General features: G+C 41.9%; 12 protein-coding genes. 4 read left to right on the top strand and 8 right to left on the bottom strand.

Features of this window, described 5'->3' with window-relative positions; translation table 11 throughout:
- Positions 1 to 72: 72 nt before the first annotated feature.
- The 5 genes from cdd to VHA01S_RS09625 form a co-directional block, all read right to left on the bottom strand.
- Positions 73 to 966 (bottom strand): cytidine deaminase, encoded by an 894-nt coding sequence (gene cdd, locus VHA01S_RS09645; RefSeq protein ID WP_023404175.1) that lies wholly within the window; start codon positions 964 to 966, stop codon positions 73 to 75.
- A 227-nt stretch (positions 967 to 1,193) separates the two neighbouring features.
- Complete coding sequence (locus tag VHA01S_RS09640; protein WP_023404174.1) at positions 1,194 to 1,871, bottom strand: CidB/LrgB family autolysis modulator; 678 nt, start codon at positions 1,869 to 1,871, stop codon at positions 1,194 to 1,196.
- Between the two features lies 1 nt (position 1,872).
- Positions 1,873 to 2,235 carry a CidA/LrgA family protein gene (locus tag VHA01S_RS09635; RefSeq protein WP_023404173.1) on the bottom strand — a complete coding sequence of 121 codons (363 nt, stop codon included), beginning with the start codon at positions 2,233 to 2,235 and terminating at the stop codon, positions 1,873 to 1,875.
- Positions 2,236 to 2,238: 3 nt separating this feature from the next.
- Positions 2,239 to 3,654, bottom strand: coding sequence for an exodeoxyribonuclease I (gene sbcB, locus VHA01S_RS09630; protein WP_023404172.1), 1,416 nt, complete (start codon positions 3,652 to 3,654; stop codon positions 2,239 to 2,241).
- 142 nt (positions 3,655 to 3,796) lie between these two features.
- A complete protein-coding gene (locus tag VHA01S_RS09625) occupies positions 3,797 to 4,459 on the bottom strand; it encodes a Rossmann-fold NAD(P)-binding domain-containing protein (RefSeq protein WP_023404171.1) in 663 nt (220 codons plus the stop codon).
- 96 nt (positions 4,460 to 4,555) lie between these two features.
- On the opposite strand from VHA01S_RS09625, the gene VHA01S_RS09620 reads away from it, so the two are divergent.
- Entirely contained in the window at positions 4,556 to 5,623 is a 1,068-nt protein-coding gene (locus tag VHA01S_RS09620) for a succinylglutamate desuccinylase (RefSeq protein ID WP_023404170.1), read from the top strand.
- Here the strand turns inward: VHA01S_RS09620 and VHA01S_RS09615 are convergent.
- The gene (locus VHA01S_RS09615) at positions 5,620 to 6,801 is read right to left on the bottom strand and encodes an alpha/beta hydrolase (RefSeq protein ID WP_052029605.1); all 1,182 of its coding nucleotides are present in this window, start codon (positions 6,799 to 6,801) and stop codon (positions 5,620 to 5,622) included. The two genes, VHA01S_RS09620 and VHA01S_RS09615, sit on opposite strands and share 4 nt — an antisense overlap.
- 516 nt (positions 6,802 to 7,317) lie before the next feature.
- On the opposite strand from VHA01S_RS09615, the gene glgC reads away from it, so the two are divergent.
- Positions 7,318 to 8,577, top strand: a complete 1,260-nt coding sequence (glgC, locus tag VHA01S_RS09610) for a glucose-1-phosphate adenylyltransferase (RefSeq protein ID WP_023404168.1) — start codon at positions 7,318 to 7,320, stop codon at positions 8,575 to 8,577.
- Positions 8,578 to 8,609: 32 nt separating this feature from the next.
- Here the strand turns inward: glgC and VHA01S_RS09605 are convergent, their stop codons facing one another.
- Entirely contained in the window at positions 8,610 to 9,935 is a 1,326-nt protein-coding gene (locus VHA01S_RS09605) for an MATE family efflux transporter (protein WP_023404167.1), read from the bottom strand.
- Between the two features lie 442 nt (positions 9,936 to 10,377).
- Entirely contained in the window at positions 10,378 to 10,839 is a 462-nt protein-coding gene (locus VHA01S_RS09600; protein WP_023404166.1) for a dCMP deaminase family protein, read from the bottom strand.
- Positions 10,840 to 11,068: 229 nt separating this feature from the next.
- Between VHA01S_RS09600 and VHA01S_RS09595 the strand changes: the two genes are divergently transcribed.
- On the top strand, positions 11,069 to 11,494 hold the full coding sequence (locus VHA01S_RS09595) for an ATP-binding protein (protein ID WP_023404165.1): 426 nt from the start codon (positions 11,069 to 11,071) through the stop codon (positions 11,492 to 11,494).
- A 19-nt stretch (positions 11,495 to 11,513) separates the two neighbouring features.
- Positions 11,514 to 12,527, top strand: a complete 1,014-nt coding sequence (locus VHA01S_RS09590; protein ID WP_023404164.1) for an adenosine deaminase — start codon at positions 11,514 to 11,516, stop codon at positions 12,525 to 12,527.
- The last annotated feature ends 54 nt before the right edge of the window (positions 12,528 to 12,581 follow it).

The following is a 12,581-nucleotide window of genomic DNA, read 5'->3' as shown; positions in this document are numbered from 1 at the left end:
TATTTGGTAAATTTTGATGAGAACACCATAACTGACGCTATGGTGTTTTTATGCGAAGAAATTTTGTGCAAATTATACGTCTAACGCAATGTAAGTAAGCGCAATATCGGGATTGATCGCTTCCAAGGTATTTTGCGTATCGGCAAGGTGCGACATAGCTGCATCATTAATTTCAGCAAGCGCAACCTGTTTAATGTGCGAAAAATCGATACCTCGCATTTGCAGTTGTACTAATGCCACCTGCAGTGGTGGGAGGCTTGGATTAAATGCTGCGTTTTCCGCGTAACTGCCGTGCATGGTCGTGCCATCAAGCGTCTCAATAGCCACACCGCTGTAGTTTTTAGTATAAGGCGCATGACTTTTGTTCAGTGCGCTAATTGCTTCAACAAGAAGTGGGTCGTCGTTCGCGCTTGAAAAGCCATGATTAATTGGCGACATGAGTCCAGACTCAACCCCCAAATCTTTAGGCCCAAACGATTCTGGCAAATATTCTTGCAAGCTCTTAGCATCGGCGGCAGGCAGTTGCACTGTAAGGTGCTGAGCGCTTGTTAGCTCGTTCATAAACTGTCTACAGTGTCCACAAGGGCTAAAATTGATAGTGATATCAACAATTTCTTGTTCACCTTTCATCCATGCATGGCTAATGGCTGATTGTTCAGCATGCACTGTTTGCCCTAGCTGTACATTACTAAACTCAAGATTAGCGCCAAAATACAAGCTGTTAGAGGATCCTTTCACAATCGCGCCGACGTTGAATTTTGATATAGGCGCAATCGAAAAGGCGGCAGCAAAAGGTAACAGTGTCACTTTTAATGCTTGTTCGTCTAAAGAGGTGCACTGTTGCAATTGCTGGACTTGTTGCGGACTGAGTACACCATCGAAAGAAGCTGAATCAAAAATGCCTTTGAACGTGTCAACATGCGCAGAAGGAAGGTTATCATAGAGTTGGTTAAAACGTGGATTCATTGCTCGTTCCTAATAGTGATAGGGCGAATATAGTGTATCGAGTGTAGATGACAGCATTCAGTAATCTATATTGCGAGTGTATGAATGCTTGCTTTGTTTTGTAAGGATAATGGATTTGGCTAAATAAAAGTGAAACCGTTACCAAGGTAAACGGTTTCGTTCACATAGATTGTGTTTTTAAAAGCGATTTGATCTTGCCCGTTGTAATAGGCTGCGTTTCAACCTAATCAGGAAATAAGATGCAACATTAACGCCATGACAAAGGGGGCTAGCAAAGAGGTGATAACGCCACAAAGCACCAAGGCCAATGAGCTAAACGCTGCATCTTTTTGATTATTATCAAACGCAGTCGCTGTGCCTAACGCGTGGCTACAAGTGCCCATGCTCAACCCTTTTGCGATAGGGTGTTTAATGCTTAGCATTTTAAAAATTGGATAGCCAAATAATGACCCGGTAAGTCCTGCTAACAGTACCAAAATTGCGGCTACAGCGGGTTCGCCGCCAAGCTCAGTTGACACCTGCATTGCGATAGCGGTGGTGACTGATTTACCCATCATGCTAGCCAACAGTTGCGAGTCTGCACCTAGCATGGCTGCTAGTGTACCTGCGGTTAGCATCGAGCCTAAACTGCCAATGACACAAGTGGTTAGAATTAACTTCCATTTGGCACGAATTTCATTGAGCTGTTCGTAAAGTGGATAGGCCAGTGCAACAACGGCAGGTTGTAGCAGGTGTTGGATGATTTGGTTGCCTTCATAGTACTGTTGGTAAGGTACTTTAAAGATAAGTAAAAATGGGATAAGAATCGCCATACTGATCAATAGAGGATTTGCCAAAGGGTTATTGGCTTTTTTGGCAATAAATTTTGCAATGAAGTAAACGATAATGCTCAGTAGTAACCACATATTATCGGTCCTCATTTAGCAGTTTATCGAGTGTTAACGACAAAATGCACAGAACAAAAAGAGTACCTAATACTGTACTAACTACGATAGCTAACGCATTGTCGATAAGGATCTGATAATGAATCATTAAGCCGGTACTGATTGGAATAAACAATAGAATCATGTATTTAATCAGTAATGAGGCGCTAGGTTGAACCCAGTGAGGCTTGACAATGCCACTGACCAAGCCAATAAACAGAATCAATAAGCCAATGACGCTTCCCGGAACTGAAAGAGCAAAAAACTCTTGTAACCAATTACCTAACGCAAGAGAGGCAGCAATTAATGCTGCACTAAGAAAATAGAAAAAAGCTTTGTTTATCATAAATCAGGAAACCAACTTTTGAACATAGTGATAGACGGCTTTTAAAATTTTCATTTTTTGTTCGTCGTCTTGGTATTGAGAACCTAGGTTTTCTAAGTTTAACATGTAATTAGGTAATTCGTTTTCAAACATATCACGACATTGGCGAAGCCATTGTTTTTGTTCTTGATCGGTTAAGGTATGAAAGAAATTACGCGCACGATAATTAAACAGCAAGGGCATGATCCGCGGATCAGAAACTTGAATATCTAATGCTCCTAACACTTCCGGCTCAGCTTCTCGGATAATTCGCATTTGCGCTTTATCTGCCGGTGAGAAAAAGCCATCGTAAAGCTGCTCATCCACTTTGTTATTTGCGGCATACTCACGGTTTTGAGAGAAAACGGCATCCAACTTTTCGCGTATTTCAGGATGTTGTAACAAGCGATGTTGGGTTTGGATGCATTGTTCTCTATTGAGTTGGGTACGCTGCTCTGCTTCGGCGGTTAATACTCCAAGCGGCGCCAAAATAGGGCACTTATTAAGATGTACTAGTTTGACGGGAATAGGCAATTCCCCTTCAGCTAACTCGCTACGTCTGGTGTACAAACGTTGTTTGATTTGATCGGCGGAAAGTTCAATCAAAGGCGAGATATCTTGGGTAAGATCAATGGCAATTAAGGCTTTAGTTGGAGTCCAACCAATAGGAGCGATTAAGGTTGCTTTTAAGTGCTCATTGCTTAACATGCCAGAGACATGCACCAAAGGGTTCATGGTGACAATATCCACCAACGCATTGAGCTTTTGCTTGCCTCTGTGTTTAAAAAAGAAATCAAACAGCTTAGGTTGAAACTGTTTTACTTTTTTGGCCAACTCAATCGTGGCATACACATCGGCCATCGCATCGTGAGCATTGCTGTGTTCAATACCATTTGCCACCGACAGGTGCTCTAAGCGGAAACTGGTATTGCCGTCATCGTTTTCTGGCCAATTGATACCTTCAGGACGCAGCGCATGACAAGCGCGCATAACATCTAATAAATCCCAACGAGAGTTGCCATTTTTGTAGCTCCACTCATAAGGTTCAATAAAGTTGCGATAACAGGTATATCGAGTCACTTCATCATCAAAACGAACGCTATTGTAGCCAAGGGTGCAAGTGTTTGGACGGCTCATTTCATTATGAATAGCGGTGATAAACTCAGGTTCGGATAAGCCTTCTTGCATCGCCTTTTGCGGGGTAATTCCGGTCACTAACGCCGCTTCAGGGTTGGGCAGATAATCCGCTGGTGGTCGGCAATAGATCACTAAAGGCTCACCAATTACATTGAGATCCGCGTCGGTGCGCACCCCTGCAAATTGACATGGTCTGTCTTTGGCTGGGTTCACGCCCCAAGTCTCATAGTCGAAAAAGAAAAAGGTGGATTGCTCCGTGTGCATAAAAATATCCAAAGATCAGAGTGTTGTCGGTTATTAGACCATTGCGTTAAGCGTATAGCAAACCAGTAACGCCATCTAGGTGCGGAAAGTAATGTAAGCGCTTATATTAAAGGCAACCGCGCCTGCATTGAGCGCGACTGTCTTAAAAGTTAGTCAGTTGTCGGTAGTGGGCGATGGTTGTATTAGATGTATGCGACTCTTGGCAAAGTGATTGAATTAAATATTTGGCAACATCGTCTGCTTGCACAGGGCGCAGATTTTTCAATGGGCCTAACATTATTGGGCTCACCACCTTGAGTAGCTTTTGCACCATTATCTCATCGCGCCTAGGGGTTGAACGGGCGCCAACAAGTGGCCCCGGGCGGGCGAAAATTAGCTGTTCAAACCCAAGTTGCGAGACATCTCGTTCCATTTCGCCTTTGCATTTTAGGTAGTGTGATAGGGAATTAGGATTTGCGCCAAAACTTGAGACCACCGCCAGTTTGCGCACGCCAAGTGCTTGCATCTGCTTAGCAAATTTAAGCACCAAATCATGGTCAATACGGTATAAGGCTTGCGCACTGCCGGCTTGTTTCTTGGTAGTGCCCAAACAGATGATACCGAGCTCGGCGATAGGTTCTTCTAGGGTAAAAAACGCTTCATTGGATAGGGCAATAAACCGACTATCTTGAGCATGAATAGGGCTTCGTGTTGGAAGGTACAAGGTATCGATAAGTTCAAGATGCTGGGCGAGATAATCGATGACGGCTTGCCCAATTAAACCTGTCCCTCCCGCTAAGATAATGTTTGGCTTTGTGATTGTCATAAAGAATGCCTATTAATCTTCTGTTATCAGAAGCAAGTTTGGGTATGATGTTATATCAATGTTACGTAAACATAAACAGCTAAGGAAGGGCAGTCTATGGCAAAAACATTATTTGAATCTTCATTTTTACAAGAGACTCTGCAATCTAATCCCAATTCACCTCGAGACATTACTTTAGGTAATGGTGTTAAAATGGAATTGTTGCAAACAGGGATATTGCAGATAACTCCGGCGCTATCTAGACAAAATGAGTGTGTTAAGCAAAGTGGGGGTCGAAATAGCAAACATATTGTCATTTCCAGTGCGATACACGGCAATGAAACTGCGCCTATAGAAATGGTTGATACGTTGGCAAGCTTGATAGAAGAGCAACAATTAACGCCCGTACATCATTTACTGCTGATTATCGCGCATCCCCAATCGATTGTTGCCGAACAGCGCTTCATTGATACCAATCTTAATCGCTTGTTTGGCGAGCAGAGCTATCCTGAATCTTTAGAGCTAGCCATTGCTGATGATTTAAAAGCTTGTGTAAGCCGATTTTGGCTAGGGACGTCAATGCAAGCACGTTGGCATCTAGACATGCATTGCTCTATTCGAGCTTCCAAACACTATACTTTTTCTATTATCCCGCAATCACCTTATGCTACCCGCAGTAAAGAGTTTATCGAGTTCATGCAACGTGGACGCATTGAGGCACTCTTACTTTCTGATGAGCCGTCTAGCACCTTTAGTTGGTATAGTGCGAGCAAGTTTGGCGCGCAAGCGGCTACCGTTGAGCTTGGGCAGGTCGCAAAATTTGGCTGTAACGATAAACAGAAGTTGCGTGAGTTCAATCAAGCGTTAATCAACCTCATTCAATGCGAGCCATCTGAACTCATTAGAGCGGAAGATTCGGCAATGATTTTCTATGAGGTGAATTGTTCTATCTATCGTCAACATCAAGAGTTTGAATTGTATTTTGATAAAGCGCTCGCCAACTTTTCAAGCTTTGCGATAAATGAAGTGCTAGGCAAAGATGGAAATCAGCTGTTAAGCATGCCTATTGAGCAAGGTCGAATCGTGTTCCCCAATGCCAATGTAGAGTTAAAACAAAGGGCAGCACTGATTGTTAAACCTTGTGCTACCCATTATGTTGACGAGCAACTCACTATTATTAATTAGTCGTTAGTCGACGAGCTACGCTGCAAAAATTCACTCATCTTATGCATGCTTTGTGCAAAATAAGGGTTCCAGCTGGTGCGAGCCCTTACCATCGACTCATCACCATCCCCATAAGCGGCGAACCATACTTGGTCACTGGCAACTTTAGTGCAGTCTTTTGGTGAATCGACCGGTTGCTGGTGGAAACAAAAGCGTACCTTCCCATCTCGTTTGTAGATCGGATTGTTGGGAGAGAAACCCAATGATACGTGCGAGGCGCTTAGAATTTTTTGCTGAGGCAAATGCATCGAAAATGAGGTAATACGCGGGTCGTCAAACTGAGTCTCACCAAACCAAAGTACCTCACTGTTTAAATTGGTAAATTGCTGACTGAACGTATTCACTGCAAATTGTGAATCGATGGTTTCATCTGCTTCACTGAGCATCATAAAGGTTGGTTTGGCATAGGGTTGGCGTTCTAAGTCCTCCCTAACCAGTTTAGATGTGCCGTAGTAGGTGGCAGCGCCTTTCATATGTAAGGAGTTGTAGCGAGTGTAATTGTCTTCTTTTACCTTACTTTCCCAATTGACAAATTTACTGGCTAAAGGCGAAAGGAAAGTAAGGGCGTTTCTTGGCTTGAATGCAGGAGAAAACAGCAATAGACCTTTTATTTGCGGTTGCTGATAGGCAAGGGCTGTCACTAAGTTGGCTCCGGTAGAAAACCCGCCTAACCAAACTCCATTTACTTTTTTACTCAACAATTGATATTGGTGGGAAACGGTTTGTTGCCAATCTTCTAACTCAGGTAAAGATAAATCTGCAGGCTTACTTCCGTGACCGGGTAACAAAATAACGCGGACCAGAAAACCGTCAGCGGCCAAAACTGGGGCAATGTCATGGTAGAAATAAGGTGAGTCACCTAAACCATGCACCAGCAATACCCCTTGTCCGTTTGGATGCTCGGGCACAAGTTCAAATGGCATTACCGTGTTTAATTCAGTGTCTTTGTCATTGGTTACATACACTCGATGCTGCTCTAACCATTGATGAGTTTGGCGTAAATAGTCTTGGTAGTTAGATTGCATGTACGGCGCTAGGGAGTCTGAAGCCATATATTCAGGACTTTCCGGTTGATTATCACAACCGGATAAAATGAGCAAACAGACGCCGAGAGTGGTGATTTTTTTTGTAAAACGCACTAATAAGACCTTTATTATTAACTTAACAATATATTATAAACTGTATGAATGTATTGCATTCGAAGAGTCGAAATATGAGATTTAAATGAAGTTTAATTTCATCATAATGTAACTTAAATATCGGAGAAACAAAGTATTAGTGTAATAACTAAATTCTAATGTTCAATATTATTCAGTTACATTTTACTGTATTGACTTAATGCCATAAAGCTATAAACATGGCAGAAGAATTATCAGTTTTAGTGATAAAGAAAATGTAAATTATTGTAGTGATAGGTAACTGTTATGTGATAGGTTTCACTAAATGAGATTAAAATTAACGCATGTTGTGATCTGTGTCGCGTATATGCAGTAGCTAAGTTTGATTTCTCAAAAAGTGTGAAATCACGCATACATATTTTAACTGTTTAATTTACTATTATCTAACGACGTAAAATTAGAGCTTCTAAAAGCCGAGTGTCGATCTTAATTTATTATTACTTAATTATATTAGTTCAATGTTAGAGGCCCCCATAAATGACGGAACATAATAACAATTACTCGCATTTGTCGAGTAACAAGCTAGTACGAAATACAGTAGCATTAGTGCTAGCAGGCGGGAAAGGTACTCGCCTCAAGGGATTGACAAAAGAAATTGCTAAACCAGCGGTTTCTTTTGGTGGAAAATACCAAATTATCGATTTTACACTTTCAAACTGTATAAACTCTGGTATTCGCCGTGTTGGCGTTTTAACTCAGTTTATGGCACATGATTTGATTGATCACGTGCAAAAAGGGTGGGGCTTTATGACCAACTCTACACTGGATGAAGGTGTTGCCATTATTCCTGCACAGCAACGTACTGGTGAAACTTGGTATCGTGGTACTGCTGATGCGGTTTATCAAAACTTGGATTTAATTCGCAGACGTAAATGTGAACAAGTATTAATCCTTGGTGGCGATCATATCTACAAAATGGATTACTCTCGCATGCTTAACTTCCATGCGGAAAGTGGTGCAGATGTGACGGTTGCGTGTATCAAAAAACCTATCGAGCAAGCGTCGTCTTTTGGTGTAATGTCACTGGATGAAAACGGACGTATCGTTAAGTTTGATGAGAAGCCAGAAAACCCAACGCCACACCCGAAAGATCCAAGCAAAGCATTGGTTTCTATGGGCATTTACATTTTTAATGCGGATATTCTAGATAAAGAATTAAACGACGCATTACTAGACCCTACGTATAACCACGATTTCGGTCACAACATTATTCCTAACCTTTTAGAGCGCGCAAAAGTTAATGGTTACGTGTTCACAGAGAGTCACCCAGGCCACAATGGTTACTGGCGTGATGTAGGTGACTTGGATGAGTACTATGCGGCAAACATGGACCTTGTGGCTCCAGAACCAGAATTGGATCTGTACGACCATTCTTGGCCTGTGATTACGCAGCAGCAGCAACGTCCGGGCGCAAAATTCATCTTCAATGATGAAGGTCGCAAAGGTTATGCTGTAGATTCAGTACTGTCTGCCGGTACGGTGATTTCTGGCGCTGAAATCAATCATTCATTAGTGGCATTTAACTGTCGCATTGAAGAAGGCTCAGTCATCAAAGATTGTGTGGTTTTGCCTGAAGTGGTTATTGGTAAAAACTGTCGCTTAACTAAAGTGATTGTTGGCGAGCACGCTATCATTCCTGATGGCACTGTTATTGGTGAGAACCCAGAAGAAGATGCTAAATTGTATGAAGTGACTAAAGGTGGCGTCATCTTGGTGACAGAAGCCAACTTTAAATAACTTCTTCAACATAAAAAATCGATAAATGGAGCCTAATGGCTCCATTTTTTTTGCAACAAAAGTATCGTTTTGCGGTAGTGATACCATGAAAATAAGCCGGCGAAAGAGTTACCGATGGCGGCGCCGATAAAGAGTCCAAACAGTCCTCCTAGATAAGCGCCTAAGTATAAGCAAGGTAAGAAGAACACAAACAAACGACAACACGAGATAAGTAGCGCTTTCATTGGTTGACCTAATGCGTTTGATACTGAAACCAACAAGATGCAAATACCTAGAGGTGCCAAGCTCAATGGAATAATGGTCAAATGCATATTTAAAATTGAACCAACACTTTGCTCTCCTGACATTAGTGCTGACAGTTGACCTGAAATAAGTAAAGTCAGTAAGGCAATGACAATTTGTGAGCAAAGAATATACCCGCTCGCAATCTTAACCAGTGCGGTGATTTTAACGCTATTTTTCTCGCCTAAATAGCGACCAATCATTGGTGGCATTGACATAGTAAGGGCGAGTACAGAAACGATAGCAAAGAACTCGTAGCGACTTCCTAGAGCCCAAGCTGCCACCGCAGCCGTGCCATATGAGGCAAGCAATTTAGTGGATAGCATAGCCGCTAAAGGAGGCATAAGTTGACTGGTCATCGCAGGCATCATGATTGCCAGAAGTGACATTACGCTTTGTTTTATATGCAACCCATTCCAATTGAAAGTGTAGTAACCCTTATTACGGGTGTGATAGATCACATAAACAATGCCAATACTAAAGGACAAAATGGTGGCAATTGCCGCACCGTGAATGCCCATATCAAAGTAGAAAATAAACAGTGGATCAAGAGCCACATTGAGCAAGCTGGTTACGACCATCATGATACCAGGCAATAGGGTATTCCCATTGGCTCGGCAAACACTGTATAAGAAGTACAACACTGCACCGACCCACGCACTAGCAAGCCAGACAATCCAATAAGTATCGATGATCGGCATGATTTGTTGGGTTGCGCCTAATAAACTAAGTAAAGGCGTGCGAACTAGGTATAACAGTAAGCAAATGATAGCGCAGCCTATACTGCCAACCGTTAAAATTAATCCGCCAAGCTGTTTGGCTTTGTCAGTTTCAGCTGCGCCTAAGGTTTGGGCGATGACAGCGGTAGTTGCAATCCCCAACCCTACTTGTACGCCAATAATTAATTGACCGATAGGTAAGGTAAAACCTTGGGCTGCCAAGGGCAGTACACCTAATTGTGCAATAAATGCAGAATCTATGAGTTGAAAGCTCATTAAAGAGAGTACGCCAAAGATCATTGGCCATGTCATTCTAAAAAGCTCGATGCCTAAGGCTCGGCGAGTGTGTGATTTCATTGATATCCGATTGGTTTATTAAGGGATAAGCAAATACCATCGGCGCTAAACCGTGGCAATTCCTAAATATAAAATGCTCGATAACGCTGTTATAAATATTGATTATAAAATAACAAGTTACCGAAAAGTCATGCATTGTTCTCGAACATCTTGCAGAGACTGTGTTTGAACATATACTGTGTTCGCTATAAGCGTAGACGTTGCCTATTTACACAACAAGTTGCTTCGATTTTTTCTAGGGGCGCAATACTACGCTGTTTTTAGGGTTAGCGGAAAGTGAAAGTGAGTTTGTTACTTGTAAATAGTCTTATTTTATAGTGACACTGTCACGACCAAAACAAAGGAAGATCAGTATTCCTAAGTAGGATAAAGTGTGAGCAGGTACTAAAAAGCCTCAATTTCTGTGTAGAAAAAGAGGCTTAAATAGAAGCTTGATTTAGATTTAAAGGCTGAGAGACTGGTCGCTCAGTTCTTTTTTTGCTAGCCAATCAATGTCCACACCGGCTTGATTGAACATATCCTCACTGACTTTGATTTTATCACCCCAGCGGGAAAGAAAATCGGGATCTTGTTCTGGACAGTGTACGACAGAGATGCCGGTTTGAATGATCTTTGCTGCGCAATTTGGACAAGGAAAGTGCGTGACCCATATTTCACATGCATCAAGATCTCGCTTAGCAAACAAAATCGCATTTTCTTCAGCATGTAAGGTTTTTAAGTATTTCATGTCACGATCATCGGTTTCGGCGCTATCGGCAATCCCGTGCGGGTAGCCATTAAAGCCAACAGAAACGATTCGATTGTGTTTTGTGATTACGGCGCCAACTTGAGTTGAAGGGTCTTTACTCCAAGAAGCGACCAGTTTTGACATTTGATAAAAGCGCTTTGCCCATTTAGTTAGCATATTTAATTCCTTGATTTAGCTGACGGTTCAGCGTTAGCTTGTAGGCGCTTAGCTTAACGAATTACACCATAAGCCTAAACATTTTTCTTATAAGAAACACTGACCTTTATCGTTTATTACAATATTTTTCGTAAAATGAGCGGTAGTTAGCGAAGCCGACGGCGCGCATTGGCTAAAATAATCAAGGTATGGTTTTGCTATAACCAAAATTAAAAGGAACATCAGTACATTGCAGTTACTTATTCTGGTTCGCGGTTTACCTGGCTCAGGTAAATCCACTTTGGCAAAAAAACTCTGCCAGCAATGCGCAGGAGTGCATTTAGAGGCCGATATGTTTTTCACTGACAGCAATGATGAAAACTATCGGTTTAATGCCAATCAATTGAGTGAGGCGCATGCTTGGTGTCAGTCACAAACCGTCAAGGCACTTAAAAAAGGTAAAACGGTTGTTATCTCAAACACCTTTGTACAAAAATGGGAAATTGTAGCTTATCAAAAAATAGCCAAACAGTTGAATATTGGCCTTAAAATTTATGAATGTTATCAACAGTTTGATAGTATCCACCACGTGCCAAGCAGCAAAATAAAACAGATGAGTAAACGTTGGTTTACCTTGTCTGGCGAACTAAAACAGTGCTTGGAAAACCTGACATAGGAATACGGAGAAAATAACGTTGCAACAATTTATTGAACAAATGCCAAAAGTGGAACTGCATCTGCACATTGAAGGGACTCTCGAGCCTGAATTAATGTTTGAATTAGCCAAAAGAAATCAGGTGTCTATCCCTTTTTCCTCGGCTGAGGAAGTCAAGCAAGCCTATCAATTCCACAACTTACAATCTTTTCTCGATATTTATTACCAAGGGGCAAATGTTCTTATCCAAGAACAAGATTTCTTCGACCTAACTTGGGCTTATATTGAGCATTGCCAGCAAGACAATGTACGCCATTGTGAAATATTCTTTGATCCGCAAACTCATACCGCAAGAGGGATTGAGTTTGGGACTGTGGTGAATGGTATTCATAAAGCGCTAGTGAAAGCTAAAGACGAATATGGCATCAGTAGCCAGCTAATTATGTGTTTTTTACGTCATCTTGATGAAAACTCAGCTTTTGAAACACTCACTCAAGCTTTGCCACATAAAGATAAAATCATTGGCGTAGGTTTAGATTCTTCTGAGTTAGGGCATCCGCCTGAGAAATTTGAAAGAGTATTTCAGCAAGCGATTAAAGAAGGTTTTTTAACCGTAGCGCATGCTGGAGAAGAAGGGCCGTCAAGTAACATACAAGATGCCATGTCTTTGCTTGGTGTGTCGCGCGTTGATCACGGCGTAAGGTGTGTGGACGATCCTAAGTTGATTGAAACGTTGCAGGTGCTACAAGTGCCGTTAACCGTTTGTCCGTTATCGAATATTAAACTGAAAGTATTTGAAACAATGGAAGAGCACAACGTGGTTGAACTGCTGCGTCAGGGGTTGTGTGTAACCATCAACTCAGATGATCCGTCTTACTTTGGCGGATACATGACCGAAAACTTTTTACAGGTTGCGATGGCGCATCCTATAGAAGCGGACGAATTGGCGCAATTTACGCGAAATGCCATCAAAGCCAGCTTTATTGATGAGTATCAGAAACAAGTGTTAATGAAAGAAATTAACCACTATGTTGATGCTTTTAAGCGAAAATAACGGCTAATAGAAGATCGTAATAAAATGCCCTGTTAGTTTGAAGCTGTGAACTGA

Origin of the sequence: Vibrio halioticoli NBRC 102217 (genome assembly GCF_000496695.1) — a bacterium.
In the GTDB taxonomy this organism is placed as follows: Bacteria; Pseudomonadota; Gammaproteobacteria; order Enterobacterales; family Vibrionaceae; genus Vibrio; species Vibrio halioticoli.
Note: the sequence above shows the minus strand (reverse complement) of the source record. Positions and strands in the feature narration are given on the sequence as shown.

What these genes read in the sequence shown, in the direction of transcription:
- cdd (WP_023404175.1), bottom strand. Translation starts at nt 966, where the DNA reads ATGAATCCACGTTTTAACCAACTCTATGATAACCTTCCTTCTGCGCAT.
- VHA01S_RS09640 (WP_023404174.1), bottom strand. Translation starts at nt 1,871, where the DNA reads ATGTGGTTACTACTGAGCATTATCGTTTACTTCATTGCAAAATTTATT.
- VHA01S_RS09635 (WP_023404173.1), bottom strand. Translation starts at nt 2,235, where the DNA reads ATGATAAACAAAGCTTTTTTCTATTTTCTTAGTGCAGCATTAATTGCT.
- sbcB (WP_023404172.1), bottom strand. Translation starts at nt 3,654, where the DNA reads ATGCACACGGAGCAATCCACCTTTTTCTTTTTCGACTATGAGACTTGG.
- VHA01S_RS09625 (WP_023404171.1), bottom strand. Translation starts at nt 4,459, where the DNA reads ATGACAATCACAAAGCCAAACATTATCTTAGCGGGAGGGACAGGTTTA.
- VHA01S_RS09620 (WP_023404170.1), top strand. Translation starts at nt 4,556, where the DNA reads ATGGCAAAAACATTATTTGAATCTTCATTTTTACAAGAGACTCTGCAA.
- glgC (WP_023404168.1), top strand. Translation starts at nt 7,318, where the DNA reads ATGACGGAACATAATAACAATTACTCGCATTTGTCGAGTAACAAGCTA.
- VHA01S_RS09605 (WP_023404167.1), bottom strand. Translation starts at nt 9,935, where the DNA reads ATGAAATCACACACTCGCCGAGCCTTAGGCATCGAGCTTTTTAGAATG.
- VHA01S_RS09600 (WP_023404166.1), bottom strand. Translation starts at nt 10,839, where the DNA reads ATGCTAACTAAATGGGCAAAGCGCTTTTATCAAATGTCAAAACTGGTC.